Here is a 26,830-nt window from a genome sequence, read left to right on the forward strand (position 1 = left end):
CTTAAGACGTACACCTTGTGTACGTCTTTTGTTGTATGGGAATATTAATATATTATAAGTTAACAGGTATTTTCTGAGGATATATGGACTGGATTGAACCAAAACGTTTGGCACCGGGGATGACCATAGGTATTATGGCACCTGCTAGTGCTAGCGATGAAGATTTACATAGAATAGAAGAAATTTGTAAGGCTAAAGGCTATAAGGTGCTTGTAGGTGAAAGTGCAAGGAGAAAGGGGCTATATGGAGGCACACCTGAGGAGCAAGCCGTAGAATTTCAATACATGATGACTGTGGCTCCTTGTGATACGGTTCTTGCCTTGCGCGGTGGTTATGGCACGATGCGCTATTTAGATTTATTAGATTATAAAGCGATTCGTAAGTATCGGAAGGCTTTTGTTGGATATAGTGATTGTACAGCACTTCATATGGCTATTAATCGATATAGCCGCCTCATTACTTATCATGGACCTATGGGGGTAGATTTTAAATTAGACCGTAAGTCAGATATTGATACGCTATTTAATGCTTTAGAAGGCAAATTAAAAGTTATAGAACCCTTGCCAGAGCCTCCCCGAGGTGCGATTGGCACAGAACTCGGTGAGGGTATTTTACGAGGTGGTAATATGACGATGGTATCCATGTTATCGGGAACGCCTTATTTTTTAGAGAATGAATCATGGGAAGATACCTTACTATTTATTGAAGATGTAGGGGAGGCTCCTTATAAGCTGGATCGCATGTTACAACAATTTCGACTCAGCGGTTTGTTGAGCCGTATTAAAGGCTTAGTCATTGGTATCTTTACAGATTGTGAAGGAGATGAAGATGAGCGTGATTACGATTTAGGTTATGAAGCATTGCGCTATATGGAGGAAAATAGAAATCCAAAATTACCAGATCCTTTTGTATGCTATGTGCCAACGGGACATGGGGCGCCACATCAAACATTACCGCTAGGAGCGACGATTAGCTTTAGATATATTTCTAATACCATCATCGTTCATCCTTATACGAAATAGTTAAGAGCTTTTGGATGAACGATTTTACTTAATAGGCAAATAGATATTAGATAAAAATAGTAGTTACCGTGATATTAGGTAATAAAATAATAGGTAATAAGATATTAGATAATAACAAGGGGAGTTATGACACTACAAGAACGAGAGGCTCGCGCCTGTGCCATCATAGATAGTATGGCACGGGAATTGCGTGCAGTTTCCATATATTTACACGATAATCCTGAATTGGGCTTGAATGAGCATAAAGCAGTAAAGGTAATTCACCAATTCTTAGAAACACATAATTTTATATCTCATGTAAGTCTAACTAATCGGCCAGAGTTACAAACAGCGTTACGGGGCGACTATAACGGTACTGCACGGCATAAAATAGCCTTCTTAGGTGAATATGATGCGTTACCGGAACTAGGCCACGGCTGTGGTCATAACCTTATTGCTATGATGAGCTTAGGTGCTGCTGTTGCTTTTAGTCAAAGTGCACCACAGGATTGGGGTACAACATTCTTTGGGTGCCCTGCAGAGGAAACTATCGGTGGTAAGGTATATATGGCAGAAGCCGGTCTTTTTAAAGGCTATGAGGCAGCACTTATCATTCATCCAGGTGGAGAAAATGAGGTGGGAGGTACATCATTGGCGACACATCCTCTAGAGGTTACGTTCCATGGACGTTCTTGTCATATTGCATCCTTAACAGATTCAGGAATTAATGCCTTAGATTGTGCGGTAGACTTATATCAAAGGGTAAAAGATTTAAAAAAGACCTTTCCTAAAGGTGCTATTGTAGGTGCCATCTTTACAGAGGCAGGTACGGCACCAAATGTGGTTACACCAAAGGCTACGATTCGTATGACTGTTCGTGGTAGTACAGTGGATGATTTAGAAGGTATTATTTTGCCGGCTATTAAAGAGGCAGCCCAAGAAATCGGTTCATCCTATGGAGCTCAAGTTGAGATGCATCACTATGAGCCACTCTTTAAGGATATGCGTCAAGATAAACAGTTATTAAATCTCTTTAAAGATGTGATGACTGAATTTGGTGAAAGCCCACGTATATTGCCTGATGATGAGGCGGATGGTAGCACTGATGTAGGTAATGTGTCTTACGAAGTACCAACAGCACAGCCTACCTTGCAGATTGGATTAGGTTTAGAAGCGCATACGCCAGAATTTACTTGTGCTGCTGGATCTGACTATGGGTTAGACCAAGCGATTAAGGGTGCTAAGATTATGGCTGTTGTAGCCTTGCGTTATGCGATGTGTAAGTAAGTTCAATTTTTGACATATAGAGGTCAAAAAGGTACAATAGATATAATATTTAAGTAAGTATGAAATAAGCCGTCTTCAACAAGACGGCTTTTATTCCGGTGGAGATAGATATGAGTGTTTTAACCGTTTCAAATGTAACTCATGGTTTTGGAGCGCGACAAATTTTAGATGATGCATCATTCCGTTTGCTAAAAGGTGAACATGTAGGCCTCATTGGTGCAAATGGTGAAGGTAAATCTACGTTTCTTAATATCATTACAGGTAAATTGCCACCTGATGAGGGGAAAATTGAATGGTCCAATCAGGTAACTGTTGGGTATTTGGATCAACATGCTGTTCTTGAAAAAGGTATGACCATCCGTGATGTATTACAACGTGCTTTTGATGATTTATTCGTCATGGAGCAAAACATTAACGATGCGTATAATCGCATGGGTGATGTGTCCGAAGATGAAATGAATAAGCTACTTGAACAGGTAGGGGAATGGCAAGAAATTCTTGAGCAACGTGGGTTCTATGAAATTGATGCGGTTATTGAGCGTACCGCTGCCGGATTGGGACTTATGGATATCGGCTTAGATCGAGATGTAACAGAGCTCAGCGGTGGTCAACGTACCAAGGTTTTGCTCACAAAACTATTACTAGAGAAACCGACTATTTTGCTCTTAGACGAACCGACAAACTATCTTGATGTGGAGCATATTCAGTGGTTGCAAAACTATTTGCAAAATTATGAAAATGCCTTTATCTTGATTTCTCATGATATGGAGTTTTTAAACTCCGTAGTCAATGTTATTTACCATATCGAACAAGCGGTGCTTACGCGTTATACTGGTGATTATCATCAGTTCCAAGCTGCTTACGAGGTGAAAAAAGCGCAAGCAGCTAAGGCGTATGAACGTCAACAGCAAGAGATTGAGCGTATGGAAGACTTTATTCAGCGCAATAAAGCGCGCGTTGCAACACGTGGTATGGCAAATTCTCGAGCAAAGCGCTTAGAAAAGATGGAAATTCTAGAAAAGCCAAAAGAGTATATCAAGCCCACTTTTGGCTTTAAAGAAGGCCGTACGCCAAGTCGCTTTATCGTAGAGGCTTTTGGATTGCAATTAGGTTATGATGAACCATTAACAAGACCAGTAGACTTTCAAATTGAAAGAAACAAAAAAATTGCTATTCGCGGTGTCAATGGTTTAGGTAAAACAACGTTGTTGAAGACTATTTTAGGTCTATTAAAGCCTGTTAGTGGTGAGTTGGTAAAAGGTGAATTCTTACAAGTTGGCTATTTTGCCCAAGAGGATACGCCATCCAATTCTGAAACAGCATTAGATTATATTTGGAATGAATATCCGGCGATGACAAATGCAGAAGTGCGTGCAGCATTAGCTCGTTGTAGCCTTACAAATGAACATATTACGTCTCAAATGCGCGTACTTTCAGGTGGTGAGAATGCGAAGGTTCGTCTATGCAAGCTCATGCAGAATAAGTACAATGTGTTGGTCCTAGACGAACCGACTAACCATTTAGACATATATGCAAAAGAAGAGCTGAGCCGTGCACTACGTGATTTTAAAGGTACAATTATATTGGTAAGTCATGAGCCTGAATTCTATCAAGATTGGGTTACGGATATTTGGAATATTGAAGATTGGACGACAAAGATTGTTTAGGAGGACCGATGAATCAACGTGCAAATGACGGGATAAAGCAATTCTTAGAGGCTTTATCTGTTGATACAGAGGCACCAGAGTTAGAAAAGACACCAAGTCGTGTAACAGAATTATATAGTGAGTTATTTAGTGGCGTAGGAGTCGAAACAAAATCGGTATGGGGTGAAACGTTTAGCACTGATTACAAGGGACTTATAGCCGTTACAGGTATTCCCTTTTATTCTATGTGTGAGCACCACTTATTGCCATTCTTTGGGACTGTAGACATTGTGTATCAACCCAAGGATGGATGTGTGGCAGGGCTCAGTAAGTTTCAAGATGTTGTTAACATACTCAGTCGCAGACCGCAATTACAAGAGCGGTTAGCATCTGAATTAGCAGATGCGATAATGAATGATTTATCTGCTCATGGTGTTTTTGTTCGTATTACATCGACTCAATTATGTATGCTTATTAAAGGAACTATGCAGCAAGATTCAAAGGTAATTACATTAGAAAGCCGAGGCGTATTAGCTGAAACAGGTACAGTAAGGGATGAAGCGTTGGCAATGTTAGGCGGAGGACAGGTAAATGTTTAAACGTAGAAATTATACATGGAATGATGGCAAAAGCTTATCTTTGTGTGATCGTACCCTTATCATGGGTATATTGAATGGTACACCTGACTCCTTCTCTGATGGGGGGCAATTTAATACACCAGAGACAGCTACTGCTCATGTGAAACAAATGATTGAAGATGGTGCAGATATTATCGATTTAGGCGTTGAGTCTACACGACCAGGTTCTACACCTTTGACTACGGACGAAGAAATAGAACGTCTTTCTTTATTGATAGAACCTGTCTTGAAGACCTCTACTGTTCCTGTATCTATCGATACATATCATGCTAAAACCGCAGAATATGCCTTCTCAAAAGGGGCACATATTCTAAATGATGTATGGGGCTTACATTATGACCCTGACATGGCCGCGGTGGTGGCTAAATATAAGGTACCTGTTATCATCATGCATAATAGTAATGATACAAACTATGGTGATATCATTGAAGATATGAAAGCTTTCTTCTTCTGTGCTATTGATAAAGCGTTGAAAGAGGGTGTAACGCCGCAACAAATCTGGCTTGACCCAGGTGTTGGTTTTGGTAAAACTGAAGAACAAAATATTGAAGTTATGCAACGCTTGGGTGAGTTAACCGCTTATGAATACCCTGTTTTGCTTGCTCCAAGCCGCAAACGTTTCATCGGATCTATGTTAGGCGGATTGCCTCCAGAAGATCGCGATGAAGGTACGGTAGCTGCTTGTATTACAGGCGTATTCCAAGGCGTTGATATGGTGCGTGTTCACAATGTAAAGATGCATAAACGCGCCTTAGCTGTAGCAGACGGCTTGTTACGAGGTGAATAATGGATAGAATCGTTTTAAAAAATATGGCATTCTACGGATATCACGGAAATTTGGCATCTGAGCAAGAACAAGGACAACGGTTTTTTGTAGATGTAGAAATAATAACTGATCTTACAAAGGCTGGTCAAAGTGATCAATTAGAGGATTCCATCAATTATGTAGAGGTATATGAAACTGTAGAATCAATTATGACTGGTGAAAAGCATAATCTGTTAGAACGATTAGGGGCGCTTATTGCCGATTCCTTGTACCAATATTATCAAGGCATCGTAGGTCTATCTGTAACGGTGCGTAAACCATCTGTACCGATTTCAGGTATTTTAGATTATGTTGAGGTTATTACCACAAGAGGACAAATTTGATGTATACCTATTACATCAGTGTAGGCTCGAATATGGGGGATAAGAGAGGCTACATCAGTTCTGCTTTTCAATCCTTACTACATCATGAGGCAATTTCCAGGCTAGTCACTTCTCCTCTGATTGAAACTGAGCCGTGGGGATATACGGAACAAGACACTTTTGTTAATGGCGTATGGTCTTGTGAAAGCACTCTAGATCCACATCAAATGCTCAGCCTTATTCAGCAATTAGAGCAGGAGGCTGGACGAAAACGATTGATTCATTGGGGCCCTCGCACATTAGATTTGGATATTATTTTAGTGTACGATATAGAGGGGAAGATGATTTCTTTGTGTGATGAAAGTCTTGTGATACCGCATCCTCATTTTTGGAATCGTAATTTTGTACTAGAACCGCTATCTCAGCTATTACCAACATTCACATATAAAGGGATTAAGATTGCTGACCGATTAGCTCAATTGGGTGCATAAGCTAGAATCGTATATAATCTAATGTTAGATACACTGTAAACACGATACATATTGTACGCATGCTTTTACGTTTTATGATTGGAAAGTCGTGGAGAGCGTAGATGAATATAAAACGTATTGGATTATTTGTACTGGCACTTATTATAATGGGGATATCTTACTGGCTTGCTGTAGGAGCAAATTATGATAGTAAAACAGTACGTATTGATCCAGAAGCGCATACACTGGTTAATTCTAGTGATGCCATTATTTCAAAACGAATATTAGCTATGAAGACTAGTGGATCACAAGTGTATTTCTTAGGTTATGAAGGACTAGGGATTTATAATTTATCTGATAATGCACTTCGTTTAATGCCAATAACCTTTAGGGGGCAACATATAGAGCCAACTAAATCGGATGATTACCAACGAGGTTTACGGAATATAACAAAGCTAAAATCTTTATCCGATTTCAGTGCTGAAGAGCAAAAAGAATTTAAAGGCTTGTTGGAGTCTACTGATGGAGGGGCCCATTATTATGGTGACTTTTACCATTCTGGTTATGAGTCGTCCCTCATTGATTTGAAGGACCAGTATTTTATTACGAATACAGTACGTGCATTAAAACGTGTTAATCATACATTATATGTGTATGATGGATCAGGTTTTATTATTATAGATTTAGATAATCGTCGTATCCAAGGGTTCTTTAATAACCGCATTAGTGGTGAAGGCTCTAAGGGTGTACCTGATAGCTTACGTGGGCACTATGGTTCTGACTTTACTATGATATATGCATTATCAAAATTGGATCCTACAGATTTGGATATTTTATGGTCCATGCGTAAACAATATTTAGAAAAATCTCCTCAAGCGATGGAAGGAAAAGATTTGTTCCCACTCAATCTGGATGAGATGAATTTAAATGAGTTATGATTCTATTAAGATAAATCATATACAGATATACGTGATTTAAATAATTGGCATTTGAGGATATGCTATCGTTTTATGCTAAGGTATGGAGGCTCTTATGAAGTTACGTAAGGTAGGTATTATTGGCACTGGCCATGTAGGCTCTCATGTGGCATTTTCTTTAGCCTTGCAAGGTGAGGTTGATGAATTATATTTGATGGATATTGACGAGAAAAAAGCTCAGGCGCAAGCTATGGATATTAATGATGCCGTTAGCTATATTCCACATCAAGTAACTGCTACCTCAGGCCCTATTGAAGAATGTGGAGATTGTGATATCCTCGTTTTTAGTGCGGGGCCTTTGCCGAATTTGTATCAGGATCGCCTTGAGAGCCTTGGTGAAACAGTGGCTGTACTAAAAGACGTTATTCCACGTATTAAGCAGTCTTCTTTTCAAGGTTTCATCATTTCAATTTCTAATCCTGCTGATGTGGTAGCTACCTATTTATGTAAACATCTTGAGTGGAATCCTAAGCGTATTATTTCAACGGGAACCGCTCTAGATTCAGCTAGATTGCAAAAAGAATTAGCTCATATCTTTACTATTAGTAATCGCTCTATTACGGCCTACTGTTTAGGTGAACATGGAGGTAGTGCCATGGTGCCGTGGTCCCATGTCTGTGTACAAGGTAAACCACTTTTAGAATTATATCGAGAGCTACCTCATAGATTTCCTAAACTTGACCATACAAAAGTACTAGATGATGTTAAAATTGGTGGCTATCATGTACTAGCTGGTAAAGGTTCTACGGAGTTTGGTATTGCGAGTGCTACCACAGAATTGATTCGCGCCGTATTCCATGATGAAAAGAAGGTATTGCCTTGCTCCTGTTATTTAAATGGACAATATGGAGAAGAAGGAATATTTGCATCTACTCCTGCTGTTATTGGTAAAGATGGCATCGAAGATGTTTTTGAACTGCAACTAACCAATGAAGAGCTAGCCTTATTTAAAGCTTCTTGTGCTGTCATTCGTGAACATGTTGCAAAGGCTGAGACTATGTAAGTGGATATTTACTTTTGTATATAGAAAGTTTACATTGCATATGGAGTTTTAAATTTATACGGATTTATGTTATCGTTCTTAATGAGAAATATCTGTAATTTTCTTTAGTCCCAAGCTCTGTTATGTGGTATAATCTAAAAATGACAGTATACAGATGATGAATATTTGGGGGACATTATGACTCAGGACACTATGGATGTACAACGCCCAAAAAGGCCACGCAAACGGGTTCGTCCTAATCGCAAAGCACAGGATCAGCGTATTATCCTCATGTGGATCAAGCGGATTGGCATAGGGATTATGGTGCTGTTACTGTTAGGGCAGGCTTATCGCTTGGTGGCTGTATATCAAGAAAAACAACATATAGAGCAACAATTGCAAGAGTTACAGCAGCGAAATGAAGAGTTAGAACAGGAAAAGGCTAGGTTACAAGATCCAAAGACCATAGAAGGGGTTGCTCGTGAGGAGTTAGGATTGGTAAAGCCTGGTGAAGTACCATATGTAAAATAGAGTGTATTCTATTATTTTTTCTTTGCATCAGTTTGTAGTTTAAGGTTTCCGCATTAATTAGGAGGTTGCATGGCAATCGAAGTTGGTAACATTATTGATGGTACCGTATCAGGTATTACAAAATTCGGCGTATTTGTTGATTTAGGAGAAAAGCAAACAGGGTTAGTTCATATCTCTGAAGTAGCTCATGGATATATCGAAGATATTAATACCCTTTTAAAAGTTGAGGATCCGGTAAAGGTTAAGGTTTTATCTATTGATGGTAATAAAATAGGACTTTCCATTCGTCAAACACAACCTAAAGAGGGGATGGACGAAGAAAAACGTCCTCATCGTGTTCAATCGAAACAAAGCATAGAGTCTTTCGAAGCGAAGATGAAATCATTCTTGCGCGATAGCAATGAACGATTACACGATTTAAAACGCAATACCGAAGGAAAACGCGGAGGCCGAGGTGGTCGTCGAGATTAATAGTGAGAGATGGCATCTAGCCATCTCTTTACTTATGTATAGAGTATTAACGCTATAATAGTATTAGAAAAATGCTATTTATATGTAAGGAGCAATTATGAAGTTAGCAATTATAGATATTGGCTCTAATTCGGTGCGTTTATTATTGGCTACCTATGAGAATAACGAGTGGCGTTATGAGCCTAAGCAGTTGTGGACTACCCGTTTAGGTCAACGAAATACAGATGGTACCTTGCGAGATGAATCCATGGAAGCATCCTATCAAGCCTTTACGGATATACAAAAAATAGCAAATGAATACGGTGCTGACTATTGCTTTGGTTTTGCGACGAGTGCTGTTCGTGAAGCAGCCAATGGACTTGCATTTATGGAACGTATTAATGAATACTGTCCCATGGAGTGGCGAATTTTATCTGGTGCTGAAGAGGCTATTTATGGTTTTAATGGTGCGTTAGGAGATCAATTAAAGGATGGACGTCATTATACGACCATCGATATTGGTGGAGGTAGTACAGAACTTGCATTAGGTAACAAGGACGGAGTGTACTGGAGTCGTTCTTATCCTGTGGGAGCGGTACGCCTTCAATCTATATCTGACGAAGGGCCTCAACGAGTGTGGGAGGAAACTCGTTTTCTTTGGGATCCGATGATGATTGAAGGTGAATTTGGTGAATTTATCGGTATTGGAGGAACCCTAACAACCTTGGCTGCTATTGATTTAGGTTTAGACCATTATGATGGCACAAAGGTACAAGGTCATAAATTGAGCCGTGAAACGGTGGAAGGCATTATTATGAAATTGCGGTATATGAGTCGTGATGAGAGACTACAAGTAAAAGGTTTACCCGCTGGGCGTGCCGACATTATTGTTGCTGGGGCAGAGATTTTAACGTCCTTTATGGATTCCTATGAGGTCCCTCATGTATTTGTGAGCGACCAAGATGGTATGGAGGCGATGGCCCGTGAATGTGAAAGCACTCATTCGAACCGTTAATCACACTTTAAAATTACATGATATATTTCCTGAGAATTGTCGTATCTTGGTAGCTTGTTCTGGTGGTCCTGATTCGATGGCTTTATTGCATTTATTGCAAGATATTGCTACACATCGCCATACAGTATATGAGCTTGGAGTTGCTATCGTAGATCATTGTATTCGTCCTGAAAGTAAGGATGAGGTCCTATGGTTACGAAATCAAGCGGACGTACTAGGACTGCCATTTTATACGGCTGTCTTTGACGTGCCTAAATTGAGTCAAGCTCAAAAGCTATCAGAGGAAACTATAGGCCGCCAAGTTCGGTATCAATGGCTAACCGGTATAGCACAGTCTGAGGGGTATGACTATATTGCAGTAGCTCATCATAAAGATGACCAAGCAGAATCAATTTTAGCACATCTTATTAGAGGGACTGGACTTAATGGTTTGACAGGCATGGCCGTTGTTAGTAATGATTATACTGTTCCAGTAGTAAGACCTCTGTTAGATGTCACAAAAGAAGAATTACTTCTATATTTAAAAGAGAAAGATATTTCTTACTGTATAGATAGTACAAATGAGGATGTACGATATCAAAGAAATAGAATTCGTCATTGCATTATACCTGAGTTAAAAGCCATTAATCCTATCGTTATCGATGCTATAGTAAGGCTAGGGGCTTCTGTACGCGAAGACATTTCTCTTATTTCTAATTTAACGGATATGGCGTTTGATGAGTTAGTAACTATCTCTGATGAGGGCGCGTTTATATCTCGTAGGGGGTTACGTAAGAAGCCGTTGTCTATCCAACGTCGATTGTGGCAAAGACTGGTGAGCATCTTTGATCCTGAAATCAAGCTTACCACTGCTCATCAAGAGCAATTACTCGATATTGTTAACACTGGGGAAGGGAAAACTTTCAATATTAAAAGTATAAAAGTAAGTGCTCAATGTGATACAATAAAGGTATATTGCAAACATTAATATGAATCGCGGAGGTCATATAGATGCATCAAGATGCAAAAGATATTTTATATACAGAGGAACAATTAAAGGCTCGTGTGGCTGAATTAGGTCGTCAAATCAGTGCTGACTATAAAGGGGAATCCGTAGTTCTCGTAGGTGTATTGAAAGGTGCTATCGTTTTCTTTACAGATTTAGCTCGCTCTATCGATGAGAATGTGGATGTAAGCTTCGATTTTATTTCTTGCTCTAGCTATGGCAGTGGTACAACTAGTACAGGGGTAGTTCGAATTTTAAAAGATTTGGATCGCTCTGTAGAAGGAAAGCATGTACTCGTTGTAGAAGATATTGTAGATACGGGTACAACATTACATTACTTGCTAGAAAATTTACATGCTCGTGGAGCTAAAAGTGTACGCCTTGCAGCGTTGTTGAATAAGCCTGAACGCCGTAAAATGGATGTAGAAGTAGACTATGTAGGTTTTGTCATCCCTGACTACTTTGTTATCGGCTATGGTTTAGACTATGCAGAAAAATATCGTCACTTACCTTATATAGGTATTTTAAAGGAAGAAATGTATCAAGATTAAAAATATGATATAATATATGAGTGCATCTCTCAACGAGATGTACTCAATTCGTTTATGCCACTAAACTATTATTGAAAGGGGTAATATTTTGGGTCGATTTACAAAAAATATCGTCCTTTATTTACTTATCATTGCCGCTTTCGTTATCGCCATTGACGCTTTCTCTGGTCAAAGTGCGAATAAATCTGAACTCAGTTATACAGGATTTATTCAACAAGTACAACAGAAAAAGGTTGAGTCCGTAACGATTACCAATGATCATGGTATTAAAGGTAAACTAAAAAATGGAACAGAATTCAATTCTTATGCGCCAACTGATGAAACGTTAATCAAAACTTTACAAGATAATGGTGTAGAAATTACTGCAGCTCCACCTGAGCAACCAGCTTGGTGGATGAGCTTGTTAGGTTCTGCTATTCCGATTATCATTTTGGTAGTATTATTCTTCTTCATCATGCAACAAACGCAAGGTGGCGGTGGCCGAGTGATGAACTTTGGTAAAAGCCGTGCTAAATTGATGGGTGAAGGCAATGTAAAGGTTAGCTTCAAAGATGTAGCTGGTGCTGAAGAAGCAAAACAAGAATTAGAAGAAGTAGTAGAATTCTTAAAGGATCCAGGCAAATTTACAACTATCGGTGCTAAAATTCCGAAAGGTGTATTATTGGCAGGACCTCCAGGTACAGGCAAAACATTACTTGCTAAAGCTGTTGCTGGTGAAGCAGGGGTACCATTCTTTACGATTTCTGGTTCTGACTTTGTAGAGATGTTCGTTGGTGTTGGTGCTTCTCGTGTGCGTGATCTTTTCACACAAGCGAAAAAGAACGCCCCATGTATCATCTTTATAGACGAAATTGATGCGGTTGGTCGCCAACGTGGTGCCGGCCTTGGTGGTGGTCACGATGAACGTGAACAAACATTGAACCAATTGCTCGTTGAAATGGATGGCTTTGGTGCCAACGAAGGTATTATTACTATCGCTGCAACAAACCGCCCAGATATTCTAGATCCTGCACTCTTGCGTCCAGGTCGTTTTGACCGTCAAGTTATTGTAGGTCGTCCAGATCTACGCGGCCGTGAAGCAATTTTGAAAGTTCATGCTCGTAATAAGCCTTTGGCTGACGATGTAGACTTGAAAATAATTGCGAAGAAAACACCAGGCTTTACTGGTGCAGACTTGAGCAATTTGTTAAATGAAGCAGCTCTTTTGGCGGCTCGTCTTAACAAAAAAGTAATTACTATGGCTGAAGTTGAAGAAGCCAGTGAAAAGGTTAGCATGGGACCTGAACGCCGCAGTCATATTGTGAGCGATAAGGATCGTAAATTAACAGCATACCATGAATCTGGTCATGCCATCGTAGCACATCTATTGCCTCATGCAGATCCTGTTCATAAAGTAACAATTATTCCTCGTGGTGCAGCTGGTGGATACACTATGATGCTTCCTACTGAGGAACAAAACTACAAAACAAAATCTCAATTATTAGCAGATATTCGAGTCGCTCTTGGTGGTCGAATTGCAGAAGCCTTGATTTTAGATGAAATCAGTACAGGCGCTTCAGGTGACTTGCAAAGCGTAACTAATACTGCTCGCGCTATGGTAACGCGTTGGGGGATGAGCGATGAGCTTGGTCCTATCGTGTTTGGTGAACAACAAGAACAAATCTTCTTAGGAAAAAACCTGGGCCATGAGCGCAACTATAGTGAAGAAATCGCTGCGAAAATCGACTCTGAAATTCATCGTATCGTAGAAGAAGCTTATAAAGATGTAACAAAACTTCTTAGCGATAATGAAAAATTCTTACATGACATGGCAAATGCTTTGTTAGAAGAGGAAACAATCGATGCGAAAGCGGTAGATAATCTTTACAAATATGGTACAACAAAAGAACCTGAAGCTGAGGAGCCTAAAGTAGCTTCTGAAGTAGAAGGTAGCGTAGTACCAGATAGTGTTGATGCTAAAGAAACAACTAGTACTGTAGCAGATCTTAGTGAAGCATCATCTAATGAAATTAAATAATGGATTTTGTCCAAATGAAAAAGAGCTAGCCTTCTAAAAAGGCTAGCTCTTTTTTACTGTCCATCGTTTATATGACGTGTGGCAAGAAGTTCTGTCATGCGTTGTTCTTTTAGTTTTTGCAAATATTTTTGTGCCAAAACATTTGGTATAGCTACACCGATTGCTATAGCTATAGTTGTAAATGTGCCAGTTACACCATTTTGTATCATAAGGATTAGACTAGCATCATTTAATGCATTGATGTGTAACATGTCGAAGAGAAATCGGTAGTACAATATACCGGGCATTAATGCGATGGCAGACGGTACGATAATGATAGTGCTAGATGTTTTTAACCAAGTAGAAACTTTTACAAAAATAATACTCATAATGGCAGCACCAATAAAGGTAGCACCTGGTGTAGAAAATCCTAATTCTACGGATAGTATATTGCGAATACATACACATAGTACGCCACCAATACCAATGGATACTAATAGTCTGACAGGAGCATTAAAAAGTACCGCAAAAGCGGCCGCAGCTGTAAAAGAACCGATAACTTGCTCTATGGAAATAACATGAGGTTTAATATCAACAAAATTAAATGCTGGTGCAGGGCTAAAGTAGAGTGCCATAGCCATACCTAAAGTCATGCTACCCACGATGAGTAGTGTTCTTATAGCGCGTGTCATGCCCGATAAAATATGATTATTAATGATATCGATGACACAATTGATCAATGGTACCCCAGGAATCATGAACAAGGTACAGCAAACGAGTACATATAGTAAGGATTCATTATTTACATGACTATAAAAAGCGTAAGCCGATATCATGGCACCAAATCCGCCTAATGCGATTCCTACATATTCATTAAGACCTAATCTGCCTGATAGGGTGCGCGTAAAATAACCAATACTAGAACATATGATGGTAACAATGAATGCGATGATATCGCCACTGTAGAGGTATGCAAGACCTGCTGATCCTAGTGCACAAGCTAGTCCTTTTATCCAGTTTGGATACGTTGGTATAGTTGTATCCAGTTTGGCAATTAGTCGTTCATAGGTCGTTAGTGAGTAATGTCGCTCAAATGCGCGCCATGTGAGCTTTGATACGGCATTGATCATAGCCATATTCGGAATATGAACCGGTGTTTTTCTGAAGACCGTTATGGATCGTTCTTTGTGTAATAGATTGACCATAATAGTGGTATATGAAATATGGATATTTAAGTAATCATGAGGAATTCCCATAAATGTTGCAGCTTTTAGCATTTCCTCAATGATTCGATTTGTATTTGCCCCACATTCCATTAGTAACTTCCCTATATTGAGTAGTACATCCAGTTTTCGATGAATATGGATAAAAGGGTTCTCTAAAACTTGATTTTTCTCTTCTAATGTAAACTGTTTCATATATCTCTCCGAAGGATAATAGATAGCATTATTGTTATCTATTTTTTTATGTATACCTTTATACTATATACATTATACCATTAATTATTTTAAATAATCCTTGCATTTTACAAGGTACACTTGTACAATCGAATTGTAAACCTAGGTTGACAAAGAAAGGGGCTCTAAACTATGCGTGATGAAGTGCTAGAATTCTTGAGACAAAACCAAGGTAGTTTCGTATCGGGACAAGATATGTCCGAAGCCTGCCATGTTTCGCGCACAGCTATTTGGAAACATATCAAGGCGTTACGTCAAAAAGGCTACAAAATTGAATCTTATACCAAGAGAGGGTATCGATTATTGGAAGAACCTGATTTGTTGAGCCCCTTGGCAATGAAACAAATCTTAAAAACAGATGTATTTGGTAAACGATATGTTTATATGGATACTACGGAGTCTACGAACTTAGAAGCTCGTCGTTTAGCTCAACAAGGTGCAGAAGAAGGCACGGTTGTGGTTACTGAGGAACAGGCTGCTGGTCGTGGGCGCTTATCTCGTGGTTGGTATTCTCCATTTGGCAAGGGCTTGTGGTTTAGCTTGATTTTACGCCCTGATTTTCCACCTGTAGAGGCTCCAAAGTGTACTTTGATGGCTGCAGTGGCTTTAACAAAGGCCTTTCATAAGATGGGACTCACTGATGCGGGGATAAAGTGGCCTAATGATATTCTTGTGAATGGTCGTAAGCTAGTAGGTATTTTGACTGAAATGTCTGGTTCTATGGAAGAAATTTCTCATATTGTAATGGGCATTGGGGTCAACGTAAAAACAAAACAAGAAGAATTACCAGAAGAGTTAAAATTAATTGCTACATCCCTTGCGATGGAAGATATTGATATTGAGCGCACAGAAGCATTTAGACTTATATTAGAAGAATTAGAACATCAATATTATGAAGTGCTCGATAGTGGCTTTGACGAAACCCTTAATGAATGGCGTCAATTATCTGTTACTCTCGGTGAAGAAATTGAAGTGCGTGCTCCTGGCAATACCTATGAAGGGGCAGCTACAGATATTGATGAAGATGGTAATTTATTAGTAAGAATCCCAGATGGGACAATTAAACGTATTGTGGCAGGGGACGTATCAATTCGTCCGCGTAAATAGGAGGCATTAATGTTATTAGTAATTGATGTGGGAAACACCAATATTGTTCTCGGTGTATACGACAAGACAGAACTTGTGGGTCACTGGCGTATTTCCACAGATCGGGTTCGTACCACCGATGAATATGGCATGCTGATGATGAACTTATTCTTTCACGACCGTAAGGTTGATGTAAAAGATATTAATGCTATCATTATCTCCTCGGTTGTACCACCATTAATGCCTACATTAGAGCGCGTGTGTTTGCGCTACTTTAATGTAAATCCTCTTATTGTAGGACCAGGCACTAAAACTGGCATCGCTATTAAGTATGATAATCCTCGTGAAGTAGGGGCTGACCGTATTGTAAATGCCGTAGCAGCACATGAGCTTTATAAGGGCGATTTAATTATCATCGATTTTGGTACGGCTACTACCTATTGTGCGGTACAAGGTAATGGTGATTATATGGGCGGGGTTATTAGTCCAGGGGTAACCATTTCTGCAGAAGCTCTATTTCAACGGGCAGCCAAATTGCCTCGTATCGATGTGAGAGATCCGGGGCAAGTCATTTGCCGAAATACGGTGTCTTCTATGCAATCTGGTATGTTCTACGGTTATGTAGGGCAAGTAGAAGGACTCGTGTCTCGTATGAAAGCAGAAATGGGAAATCATGTAACTGTAGTGGCTACAGGTGGTTTGGCACAACTTATTAGCAGTGCTACAGACTGTATTGACCATGTAGAACCTATGCTTACATTAGAAGGCTTACGCCTTATTTACGAAAGAAATAAATAATGCTACTATAATATAGTTACGTATATGTAACGAAGTAGTGTACATTCGGGTACAGCTTATGCTGTACCTTTTTTATTAGGGGATATAGAATTATATGAATAATAAACAGTGGCAAATTGGGGCTGTCAAAATTGATGGTCAAGCCATATTAGCGCCTATGGCAGGGGTTAGCGATATTGCGTATCGACTACTGGCTAAAGAACATGGTGCAGCCTTGGTATGTACCGAAATGGTCAGTGCTATGGGCATTAAATATAAGAATGAACGTACTCATGAATTATTGCGCATTGAAGATGCAGAACGTCCTGTATCCATGCAAATTTTTGGCTCTAATCCAGAAGCAATCGCTTTGGGGGCTAAGGTTGTGGCCGATGCGGGTGCCGATATTGTAGATATAAACATGGGCTGTCCTGTAAAAAAGGTAGTTACCTCTGGCGATGGTTCGGCACTTATGAAAAATCCTGATCTAGCGGCGCGTGTTGCAGAAGCTGCTGTTGAGGCTGTTGATGTACCTGTTACTGTAAAAATGCGTATCGGTTGGGATAGTGACTCTATTAATGTCGTGGATTTTGCAAAACGCATTGAGTCTACAGGTGTGGCTGCTATTGCCGTACATGGGCGTACAAAGGAGCAAATGTATAGTGGACATGCGGACTGGTCTTATATTAAAGCTGTGAAAGAAGCGGTATCTGTACCTGTACTTGGCAATGGTGATATTGTGGAGCCTGAAGATGCTAAGCAAATGCTTGATGAAACAGGCTGTGACGCTGTAATGATAGGGCGTGGGGCACAAGGGAACCCTTGGATATTTGATCGCATTCACCACTATCTAGCTACTGGTGAAGTGTTACCTGCACCGACCGATATAGAGCGTCTAGATATGTTATTAAAGCATTTTGACTTGTTATGCCAATACAAGGGTGAAAGTATGGCCGTTAAGGAGATACGCACTCATGCGGGCTGGTATATGAAGGGACTTCCGGAATCTGCATATTGGCGCAATCGAGTGAATACAATTCATACTGTAACGAGCTTTCACAATGAGCTAGAATCATATCGCAAAATACTGTCTGAAGGGGAGTCAGATTGACAAATAAATAGTATTTTTATATAATGATTGAGATAATTTAGAAACAAGAGATAAGGTGTCATCTTATTATGACACTTTTTCTTATTATTTATATGTAGAAAGAGTGGGGTACCCATGGCAGACGTAAAAGAAACATTACTCACCGCCGAAGGTTTAAAGAAGTTAGAAGAAGAATTAGCGTACTATAAATCTGTACGTCGTATTGAAGTATCTGAACGTATTAAAACTGCTATTGAATATGGCGATATCAGTGAAAACTCTGAATATGATGATGCAAAAAATGAACAAGCTTTTATTGAAGGTCATATTGTAGAGTTAGAGAATAAGATTAACACTGCGAAGATCATCGATGAATCTGTAAAAGGTGACGTTGTATCTGTAGGTAGTAAAGTTACTGTACTTGACACTATGTACAACGATGAATTGGAATATGTTATCGTTGGTTCCTCTGAAGCGGATCCATTTAACAATCGTATCTCTAATGAATCTCCTGTAGGTAAAGCTATTTTGGGTAAACGTAAGGGCGATGAAGTAGAGGTTTCCACACCAGATGGTCCTGTAACATTCAAAGTGTTAGCAATCCAATAATTTACAATTACCGACAAAGAGGCGATAACATGAGTGAAGAAATTAAAAATATACAAGAAGAGCTGAATGAGCAAATGCAAATTCGCCGCGATAAATTAGCCGAATATGAAGCTGATGGTATTTACCCATTTGGCCAACGTTTTGTCGTAAAAGATTACGCAAAAGATATTAAAGAAGACTTCTTCTTGAAATATGATGGCCAGCCTGTAGTTATTGCAGGTCGTTTGATGACAATCCGTTCCCATGGTAAAACGGCATTTGCGAATATTCGTGATAAATCAGGTGATATTCAAGTATACTTCCGTAAAGATGTATTGGGCGAAGATGCTTATAAATACGTTAAAATGCTTGATATCGGTGATATCATCGGCATAGAAGGTCACGTATTTAAAACGCATACCGGTGAAGTTACCATTAAAGTTAACAAATTAACATTGTTATCTAAGTCTTTACGTCCACTACCAGAAAAATGGCATGGATTAAAGGATACAGAACTTCGTTACCGTCAACGTTATGTTGATTTGATTGTAAATCCTGAAGTGCGTGATACATTTGTAAAACGCTCTCAAATCGTTGCTAAGATTCGCGAATACATGATGCGTGATGGCTTCATGGAAGTGGAAACACCGATGATGCATGCTATCCCTGGTGGAGCTGCTGCACGTCCATTTATCACTCACCATAATGCGCTTGATATCGATATTTACATGCGTATTGCACCAGAATTGTATCTCAAACGTTTAATCGTTGGTGGTATGGACCGCGTGTTCGAAATGAACCGTTGCTTCCGTAACGAAGGTATCGATAATCGTCATAATCCAGAATTTACTACTATCGAATCATACCAAGCCTATGGAGATGTAGAGGATGCGATTCGCTTAACAGAAAATCTTGTGTCCTACTGTGCTCAAGAAGTACTTGGTACACAAGAAATTACATACCAAGGTACAGAAATTAATTTGACTCCTCCTTGGAATCGTATCACAATGGCTGAAGGTGTAAAAAAATACACTGGTGAAGATTTTGATGCAGTCACAACTATAGAAGAAGCTCGTGCTATTGCTGATCGCTTAAATGTAGAATACACAGAAAATGATGGTATTGGTAAAATCTTAAATCTTTGCTTTGAAGATTATGTAGAAGAAAACTTGATTCAGCCAACTATCGTATATGGTCACCCTAAAGAGATTTCTCCACTTGCTAAAGCAAGTCGTGAAAATCCATTGGCTACAGAACGTTTTGAAGCTTTCATCTATGGTCGTGAATTGGCAAATGGCTTCTCCGAGTTAAATGATCCAATCGACCAAAAACAACGTTTCTTGGATCAATTGAAAGAACGTGAAGCGGGTGACGATGAAGCTCATCGTATGGATGAGGATTTCGTTACTGCTCTTGAGTACGGCTTGCCTCCAACAGCCGGTCTTGGTGTTGGTATCGACCGTCTTGTTATGTTCTTAACAGACTCTGCATCTATTCGAGATGTATTATTGTTCCCGTTGATGAAACCAGAAGCTCCTAAGCATTTTGAAGCTGAAGAAGCAGAATAATAATCGACACTATTAAGGCTCCCTATTCTTTGAGTAGGGAGCTTTTTATATATTTATGAAATAGTTAGTATCATATAAAAATCATTTTAAACCTGTTACTACGATACTGCCTTTAAATATGTATTGAAACATGAATGCTATATGTAATTTTATACGATGGATTAATGGAGTGGTTAATATGTTGAGCTCCTGTACCAGTCTATAAGTATATAACAAAATTAACGATATAAAGTCTATAGAAAATAATTTCTAGGATAAAAAAATAGTTTATGATTATTCATCAATTGTTATTGACAGTGTATAAAAATAATTTTATACTAAGTGTGAGATGTGGTATTTACATAATATATATGATATAAATTCATGCATATAAAGTTTTTCTTATTTATCTTTGCTTTATCGAATCTGAATGTGATGATATAGATTAACTGTATAGAACTACTACATACCTTGTATAACCTTGACGGGATGGGTCAAGTCTCTCTAGCGTGAACCGAGATTTACGGCTACAAGAGCTTATTTATGATGCTCTTGTAGCCGTTTTTTTATTTAACTAAATTTATATTTCTAAAAGTTTAGGAGGTAAGTGCGATGAGTTCAATGGATTATGAAAGAGGTAATCAAGCCAATGGTTGTCTTGATCGGTTTTTCAAGTTAACCAAACATGGAACATCAGTAAAGACTGAGATTTTTGCGGGTATTACAATGTTTATTGCATCAGTATACATTCTGGCAGTAATACCCAATCTATTATCTGTATCAGGAATGCCTCATGGTAGTGCTGTAGCGGCTGTAATTTTAACAACTGCCTTTGCGACAATGCTAATAGGTTTTGTTGCTAATGTTCCGGTTATCGTAGCACCTGGACTTGGCCTAAGTGCATTTTTCTCGTATACCATTTGTGGTGCTATGGGCCTTAGTTGGCAAACTGCATTAGGTGCCGTTTTTATTTCCGGTACAGTTTTTGTTATTTTAACAGTTACTAAAGTTCTTAATAAAATAGTAGATGGTATTCCACAAGTGCTGAAAACCTCTATTGGCGTAGGTATTGGTTTATTCGTTGCCTTCATTGGCTTTAAAAATGCTCATATAATTATTTCTGATAATGCTACATTTGTAACCCTTGGGAACATGAAAGATCCTGCAGTACTATTAACATTGTTAGGCTTGTTTATTACAAGTATTTTATTAGCTAAGCAGGTTAAGGGTGGATTGTTAATTGGTATGGCCTTCACTACGATTTTGGCTATGGTGTTAGGTTTGACTAAGGTTCCTATATCTAGTTCGGATATCTTTAACTTGGTACCACCATTTCCAGTAGACACATTTGGTCAACTTGATGTAATGAGTGCTATTGGGTATGGCTTTTTCTCCATTATCTTCTCCATTACTATTGTGGATATGTTCGATAATATCGGTACATTGATTGGTGTAACGAGAAAAGCAAACTTAGTAAATGAAGAAGGGAAATTTGAAGGTTTGAATCGTGCCTTGCTATGTACGTCTATTGGTGCCGCAGCAGGTGCCGTTGTAGGTACCTCTACAGTTACTTCTTATATTGAAAGTGCGGCAGCCGTTGCTGATGGTGGTCGCACAGGTCTTACGGCAGTAGTAACTGGCCTTTTATACTTGGTATCTTTATTCTTTGCACCATTGTTCTTATTGGTACCGGTACAAGCGACTGCACCTGTACTGATTACTATTGGCGTATTTATGATGAGTGAGGTAACGCATATTGATTTTACTGATTTCACGGAAGCATTGCCTGCGTTCTTAACAATTCTTCTTATGCCATTAACATTTAGTATTGCTCAAGGTTTATCCTTTGGTTTTATTTCTTATACATTAATTAAATTGGCAACAGGTCGTCATCATGAAATTCATCCTATTATGTACATCATGACTGTGGCGTTCATCATTCACTTTGCTATTTAAATAGCATATACTATGAATCATATAGCATAGTCTTTAAACGAAAATCTAGCGTAGTATATGGGCGCAGTACTTTAGGGCTCTAATCACGCGAGGAGGTTATATGAATTCAACGATTATTTTAAAAGGAAATATATTATATACACCGAATCCATCAGCACTTGTATCTATTCAACAGGGTTATGTTATTGCTGTAGATGGGGTGGTTGTTCATTGTGGTGAAAGTATTCCTACAGTTTATACAGAGTATGATGTTGTTGATTACGGTGATAATCTCATTATTCCTGGTTTTGTGGATACCCATGCGCATGCACCACAATATTGTAATCGTGGACTTGGTATGGATAAGGAACTGTTACCATGGCTTGAAACTTATACATTTCCTGAAGAGGCAAAATTTATTGATCCTGACTATGCTCGTCTAGTATATGGTGCCTTTGTTCACGATTTATGGCGCAATGGTACGACGAGAAGTATTTTGTTTGGCACAATCCATAAAGACAGCACATTGGTGTTGATGGAGCTTTTACAAAAAGCAGGATTGTCAGCTTATGTGGGTAAGGTAAACATGGACCGTAATAGTCCGGAATTTTTGATTGAAGAAACGAATCAATCATTAGCTGATACTAAAGTATGGTTAGATACATCAGCTCAATTTGGACCTTTAGTTAAACCTATTATTACACCGCGCTTTGTACCATCTTGTACGAGTGAACTCATGACAGGACTTGCTAAATTAGCGAAAGAATACGATGTTCCTGTTCAATCTCATTTGTCGGAAAATCACGGCGAAATTGATTGGGTCGCATCATTACATCCTGAGTCGTCAAACTATACAGATGTGTACTATGAACATCATTTGATGGGTACCGTGCCAACTGTAATGGCCCATTGCATTCATTTGAGTGACGTAGAAATGGATCGCATGGCTGAAACGCAGACCATGGTATCTCATTGTCCATATTCGAATGTAAATCTTTCTAGCGGAATTGCACCGATTCGTAAGCTGATTGAGCGGAATATACCAATTGGTTTAGGCTCCGATATTTCTGGTGGACATATTGTATCGATGGCAAAGGTCCTTACTGAAGCTATTGGTCTATCGAAAATGAAATGGGCTGAAGTAGACCCAAACTATGCACCTCTTACCTTGAGTGAAGCCTTCTATATGGCTACCAAGGGTGGTGGACAATTTTTTGGCCACGTTGGAAGCTTTGAAAAAGGCTATGAGTTAGATGCCCTTATTATCGATGATACGTCCTTATTTGACCCAAATGAACGTTCTTTGGAAGAGCGTTTAGAGCGCTGGCTATATGTAGGGGATGATCGTCATATTATTGAACGCTATGTAGCTGGTCGCGTAGTTCCGAGTCCAAAAGGGTAAAGTTTATATCTTACAGAAAAAAATACTGATATATTTAAAGCAGCTAGTTTGTATACCCTTCAAACTAGCTGCTTTTCGGTGCTTCTTTTAGAACCTGACCGAGGTGTTAGATAAACTTTGGATTATGATTTATAGTAGGTTTTATAGCTTTTCTGTTTATATTACTGAACAGGGCGATTTTGCTCATCAATTCACTTGGTGTATAATAAAAAAATGTACAAATTAAGAAAGTGGGGGCTTAATGGATATATTAGGAGCAAGGCGCTCTATTGAACAAAAGCTATTAATGCAATCTGTTGCTTTGATGGCGCTAGTTGCGGTGAGCGGCACTGTGATGGGGATTGTAACGGGATCTAGTGCAGTGTTGTTAGATGGGGTATTCTCCTTCGTTGATGTTGTTATTAAGATTATGATGCTTATGACAGCTAAGTTAGTTGCTAGAGAAACGAGTAAGCGATTCCAATTCGGTTTTTGGCAATTTGAACCTCTGGTGCTCGCCGTGGAGGGCTTTTTTATTCTTCTCATAGTAATTTATGCCTTATCTAGTGGGATTACAGATCTTTTGTCTGGTGGACGTCACGTAGACTTCGGGCCAGCTATTTTCTATGCTATATTCTTTACTGTTGCGGATACTGCTTACTATCTTTATGTACGTCGTATTAATAAAAGTTTGCAGTCTAACTTGATTAAATTTGATAATGTAAGCTGGTATGTCGATGCTTTGTTAGAAGCGGCTATCTTGATTAGTTTCGTTGTAGCTACTATGCTAGAAAGTACTGAATATGCTAGATGGGCTACTTATATTGACCCTATTGTATTAATTATTTTAGCGGTACAGATGATACCCTCTGCATTTCGTATCATTGTGCCATCCATGAAACAAATATTAGGATGGGCACCAACTTCATTGCATAATGAAGTGCAAGAAATTATGGATCGATTTATGGAAAAGTATAATTTTAAAGATTATGTGACGAGCGTGCAAGTATATGGCAATACTCGAATCATTGAAATTGATATTTTAGTTCCTAAAAGTTTTCCATATCAAACCATTGCTGAAATTGATGCTATTCGCAATGAAATTGACCAAGAAATCGGCGGTAACCCAACGGAAAAATGGGTGACCATTTCTTTTACAGGCACGCGTAAATGGATGGCAAAAGATTATTTGCTAGATGAAGAAGAGGATGAATAATATAAAATATTGGTGAGAAGTCTAGTATATAGCACATAATTTAATGATAAATACACCAATATATGGTATACTTAAACGTATTGAATATATTGTGCGTAACATAGTTGGAAAATGAGGTTTATAGTATGTTAGATTTAAAATTTGTCCGTGAAAATATTGATTTAGTGCAACAAAATTTAGATAATCGTCATACAAAAGGCGATCTGAAAACCTTTGTATCCGCTTATGATGAACGTCGTCAATTGATCGGTCGAGTAGAAGAATTAAAAGCGCTTCGCAATTCTGTAACAGAAGAAATTAGCAAATTAAAACGCAACAAAGAAAATGCTGATGAAAAAATCGCAGAAATGAAAAAAGTAGGCGATGAGATTGCTGAGTTTGATAACCGTATTCGCGAAGTGGAAACAAAATTGCGCGATGCGGCATTGATGTTGCCAAATATGTGTGATGCATCTGTTCCTGTAGGGGCCGATGAAGATGAAAATGTGGAGCAACGCAAATGGGGCGAACCACGTCAATTTAATTTTGATGTACAGGCTCATTGGGATTTAGGTGAAAGCCTCGATATCCTTGATTTCAATCGTGCAGGCAAAATGAGTGGAGCTCGCTTTACTGTGTATAAGGGGTTAGGGGCTCGTTTGGAACGCGCTCTTATCAACTTCATGGTGGATCTTCATGTAGATAAACATGGCTATACTGAAATGATGACTCCATATATGGTAACACGTGAAACTTTGACGGGCACTGGGCAATTGCCTAAATTTGCTGAAGATATGTACCATGTAGAGGGAACGGAATATTTCTTGATTCCAACTGCTGAGGTTACATTGACTAATTATCACGGTGGTGAAATTTTGAGCGAAGAGGAATTGCCTAAATACTATACTGCATTCACCGCATGTTTCCGTGCTGAAGCGGGTTCCGCGGGGCGTGATACTCGTGGCCTTATTCGACAACATCAATTTAACAAAGTTGAAATGGTTAAATTAGCTAAACCAGAAGATTCTTTCAAAGAATTAGAAACATTAACAGATAATGCAGAAGAAGTATTGCGCTTATTAGAATTACCGTTCCGTGTTATCACTCTGTGCACAGGTGATATGGGCTTTGGTTCTGCTAAAACCTATGATGTAGAGGTGTGGATGCCTGCACAAGGCAAGTATAGAGAAATTTCCTCTTGCTCTAATATGACTGATTTCCAAGCTCGTCGTGCTAATATTAAATTCCGTCGTGGACCTAAGGGTAAACCGGAATTTGTTCATACATTAAATGGATCTGGCCTTGCAGTAGGGCGTACAGTAGCTGCTATCTTGGAAAACTATCAACAAGCCGATGGGTCCGTTGTAATTCCAAAAGTTCTCGTGCCATACATGGGTGGCGTTGAAGTGATTTCACCGGCTAAATAAGAGGGGGCATTTTATGAGATTCTTTATTGATACAGCAGAATTTGATGAGATTAAAGAGGCCTATGATTTTGGTTTTATTGATGGCGTAACTACAAACCCATCGCTTATCGTGAAAGCTAAACGCGATTTGAAACAAGTTATTTCTGAAATTGTAAACCTTGTTGATGGACCTGTTAGCGCAGAGGTTATTTCCTCTGATGCTGAAGGCATGGTGGCGGAAGCACATGACCTTGTGAAATTAGGCTCTAATGTGGTTATTAAAGTTCCTATGACTCCAGAAGGTCTTAAAGCCGTTGCTATTTTGAGCAAAGAAGGCATTAAAACGAATGTGACTTTGATTTTTTCTGCAAACCAAGCCTTATTAGCTGCTCGTGCAGGTGCAAGTTATGTGAGTCCATTTGTGGGTCGTATTGATGATATCAGCATGGATGGTCTTACATTGATTCAAGATATTACAGATATTTTCGCTATTCATGAAATTGAAACTGAAATTATTGCTGCAAGTGTGAGAACTCCGCTGCATATTATTCAATGTGCTAAAGCAGGTGCTCATATTGCAACTGTTCCATTTAAAGTACTCATGCAAGCTATGAAACATCCGTTGACTGATGCAGGACTTGCAAAATTTATGGAAGATTGGAAACAAGCTAATCAATAAGTTAGAGACTCTAGGTAAGAGTCATATCAATA

At 39.0% G+C, this 26,830-nt stretch carries 26 protein-coding genes and 1 riboswitch; of the genes, 25 read left to right on the forward strand and 1 reads right to left on the reverse strand.

Annotated features, from left to right (window positions below; all coding sequences use genetic code 11):
• The first annotated feature begins 83 nt into the window (after positions 1-83).
• The 15 genes from DWV85_RS08010 (at position 84) to ftsH (ending at position 13,678) form a co-directional block, all read left to right on the forward strand.
• Positions 84-1,022, forward strand: a complete 939-nt coding sequence (locus DWV85_RS08010) for an LD-carboxypeptidase (protein WP_004695389.1) — start codon at positions 84-86, stop codon at positions 1,020-1,022.
• A gap of 126 nt (positions 1,023-1,148) precedes the next feature.
• Complete coding sequence (locus DWV85_RS08015; protein WP_008603490.1) at positions 1,149-2,288, forward strand: amidohydrolase; 1,140 nt, start codon at positions 1,149-1,151, stop codon at positions 2,286-2,288.
• 110 nt (positions 2,289-2,398) lie between these two features.
• Positions 2,399-3,955 carry an ABC-F family ATP-binding cassette domain-containing protein gene (locus tag DWV85_RS08020; RefSeq protein WP_077708236.1) on the forward strand — a complete coding sequence of 519 codons (1,557 nt, stop codon included), beginning with the start codon at positions 2,399-2,401 and terminating at the stop codon, positions 3,953-3,955.
• An 8-nt stretch (positions 3,956-3,963) separates the two neighbouring features.
• The gene (folE, locus tag DWV85_RS08025) at positions 3,964-4,533 is read left to right on the forward strand and encodes a GTP cyclohydrolase I FolE (RefSeq protein WP_060919845.1); all 570 of its coding nucleotides are present in this window, start codon (positions 3,964-3,966) and stop codon (positions 4,531-4,533) included.
• On the forward strand, positions 4,526-5,359 hold the full coding sequence (folP, locus tag DWV85_RS08030; RefSeq protein ID WP_118091599.1) for a dihydropteroate synthase: 834 nt from the start codon (positions 4,526-4,528) through the stop codon (positions 5,357-5,359). The genes folE and folP overlap by 8 nt, the downstream gene beginning before the upstream one ends.
• Entirely contained in the window at positions 5,359-5,721 is a 363-nt protein-coding gene (gene folB, locus DWV85_RS08035) for a dihydroneopterin aldolase (RefSeq protein WP_004695400.1), read from the forward strand. The genes folP and folB overlap by 1 nt, the downstream gene beginning before the upstream one ends.
• Entirely contained in the window at positions 5,721-6,191 is a 471-nt protein-coding gene (gene folK / locus DWV85_RS08040) for a 2-amino-4-hydroxy-6-hydroxymethyldihydropteridine diphosphokinase (RefSeq protein ID WP_118091600.1), read from the forward strand. The genes folB and folK overlap by 1 nt, the downstream gene beginning before the upstream one ends.
• Positions 6,192-6,292: 101 nt before the next feature.
• Positions 6,293-7,108, forward strand: a complete 816-nt coding sequence (locus tag DWV85_RS08045) for a hypothetical protein (protein ID WP_008715821.1) — start codon at positions 6,293-6,295, stop codon at positions 7,106-7,108.
• 94 nt (positions 7,109-7,202) lie between these two features.
• Positions 7,203-8,150, forward strand: coding sequence for an L-lactate dehydrogenase (locus DWV85_RS08050; RefSeq protein WP_118091601.1), 948 nt, complete (start codon positions 7,203-7,205; stop codon positions 8,148-8,150).
• A 177-nt stretch (positions 8,151-8,327) separates the two neighbouring features.
• Positions 8,328-8,660: a septum formation initiator family protein gene (locus tag DWV85_RS08055; RefSeq protein ID WP_004698500.1), complete on the forward strand. Its 333-nt coding sequence runs from the start codon at positions 8,328-8,330 to the stop codon at positions 8,658-8,660.
• Between the two features lie 69 nt (positions 8,661-8,729).
• Positions 8,730-9,131: a S1 RNA-binding domain-containing protein gene (locus DWV85_RS08060; protein ID WP_004695410.1), complete on the forward strand. Its 402-nt coding sequence runs from the start codon at positions 8,730-8,732 to the stop codon at positions 9,129-9,131.
• Positions 9,132-9,228: 97 nt separating this feature from the next.
• Complete coding sequence (locus DWV85_RS08065) at positions 9,229-10,125, forward strand: phosphatase (RefSeq protein ID WP_123138493.1); 897 nt, start codon at positions 9,229-9,231, stop codon at positions 10,123-10,125.
• Positions 10,094-11,092: a tRNA lysidine(34) synthetase TilS gene (gene tilS / locus DWV85_RS08070; RefSeq protein WP_123138494.1), complete on the forward strand. Its 999-nt coding sequence runs from the start codon at positions 10,094-10,096 to the stop codon at positions 11,090-11,092. The genes DWV85_RS08065 and tilS overlap by 32 nt, the downstream gene beginning before the upstream one ends.
• A 23-nt stretch (positions 11,093-11,115) precedes the next feature.
• Complete coding sequence (hpt, locus tag DWV85_RS08075) at positions 11,116-11,661, forward strand: hypoxanthine phosphoribosyltransferase (RefSeq protein WP_004698467.1); 546 nt, start codon at positions 11,116-11,118, stop codon at positions 11,659-11,661.
• Between the two features lie 88 nt (positions 11,662-11,749).
• On the forward strand, positions 11,750-13,678 hold the full coding sequence (ftsH, locus tag DWV85_RS08080; protein ID WP_123138495.1) for an ATP-dependent zinc metalloprotease FtsH: 1,929 nt from the start codon (positions 11,750-11,752) through the stop codon (positions 13,676-13,678).
• A gap of 53 nt (positions 13,679-13,731) precedes the next feature.
• Here ftsH and DWV85_RS08085 read toward each other — a convergent pair whose 3' ends face one another.
• Positions 13,732-15,075, reverse strand: coding sequence for a threonine/serine exporter family protein (locus DWV85_RS08085; protein WP_004695419.1), 1,344 nt, complete (start codon positions 15,073-15,075; stop codon positions 13,732-13,734).
• A gap of 171 nt (positions 15,076-15,246) precedes the next feature.
• Here DWV85_RS08085 and DWV85_RS08090 point away from each other — a divergent pair, with 171 nt between their 5' ends.
• From DWV85_RS08090 to fsa, 10 genes are all read left to right on the forward strand, one after another.
• Positions 15,247-16,221 (forward strand): biotin--[acetyl-CoA-carboxylase] ligase, encoded by a 975-nt coding sequence (locus tag DWV85_RS08090; RefSeq protein ID WP_123138496.1) that lies wholly within the window; start codon positions 15,247-15,249, stop codon positions 16,219-16,221.
• Positions 16,222-16,230: 9 nt separating this feature from the next.
• Positions 16,231-16,998, forward strand: coding sequence for a type III pantothenate kinase (locus DWV85_RS08095; RefSeq protein WP_123138497.1), 768 nt, complete (start codon positions 16,231-16,233; stop codon positions 16,996-16,998).
• Positions 16,999-17,092: 94 nt separating this feature from the next.
• Positions 17,093-18,088: a tRNA dihydrouridine synthase DusB gene (dusB, locus tag DWV85_RS08100; protein ID WP_123138498.1), complete on the forward strand. Its 996-nt coding sequence runs from the start codon at positions 17,093-17,095 to the stop codon at positions 18,086-18,088.
• A gap of 114 nt (positions 18,089-18,202) precedes the next feature.
• Positions 18,203-18,676, forward strand: a complete 474-nt coding sequence (gene greA / locus DWV85_RS08105) for a transcription elongation factor GreA (RefSeq protein WP_004695428.1) — start codon at positions 18,203-18,205, stop codon at positions 18,674-18,676.
• A 29-nt stretch (positions 18,677-18,705) separates the two neighbouring features.
• Positions 18,706-20,223, forward strand: coding sequence for a lysine--tRNA ligase (gene lysS, locus DWV85_RS08110; RefSeq protein WP_123138499.1), 1,518 nt, complete (start codon positions 18,706-18,708; stop codon positions 20,221-20,223).
• A 430-nt stretch (positions 20,224-20,653) separates the two neighbouring features.
• A riboswitch (purine riboswitch) is annotated at positions 20,654-20,752 on the forward strand.
• A gap of 62 nt (positions 20,753-20,814) precedes the next feature.
• Positions 20,815-22,158: an NCS2 family permease gene (locus DWV85_RS08115; RefSeq protein ID WP_004695433.1), complete on the forward strand. Its 1,344-nt coding sequence runs from the start codon at positions 20,815-20,817 to the stop codon at positions 22,156-22,158.
• Positions 22,159-22,258: 100 nt separating this feature from the next.
• A complete protein-coding gene (gene guaD / locus DWV85_RS08120) occupies positions 22,259-23,539 on the forward strand; it encodes a guanine deaminase (protein WP_118091606.1) in 1,281 nt (426 codons plus the stop codon).
• 241 nt (positions 23,540-23,780) lie between these two features.
• Complete coding sequence (locus DWV85_RS08125) at positions 23,781-24,734, forward strand: cation diffusion facilitator family transporter (RefSeq protein ID WP_004695437.1); 954 nt, start codon at positions 23,781-23,783, stop codon at positions 24,732-24,734.
• A 125-nt stretch (positions 24,735-24,859) separates the two neighbouring features.
• Positions 24,860-26,140, forward strand: coding sequence for a serine--tRNA ligase (gene serS, locus DWV85_RS08130; protein WP_004695438.1), 1,281 nt, complete (start codon positions 24,860-24,862; stop codon positions 26,138-26,140).
• Positions 26,141-26,153: 13 nt separating this feature from the next.
• On the forward strand, positions 26,154-26,798 hold the full coding sequence (gene fsa, locus DWV85_RS08135; RefSeq protein ID WP_058948504.1) for a fructose-6-phosphate aldolase: 645 nt from the start codon (positions 26,154-26,156) through the stop codon (positions 26,796-26,798).
• Positions 26,799-26,830 lie beyond the last annotated feature (32 nt).

This window comes from Veillonella sp. AF13-2, assembly GCF_003603295.1.
GTDB classification, from domain to species: domain Bacteria; phylum Bacillota; class Negativicutes; order Veillonellales; family Veillonellaceae; genus Veillonella; species Veillonella parvula_E.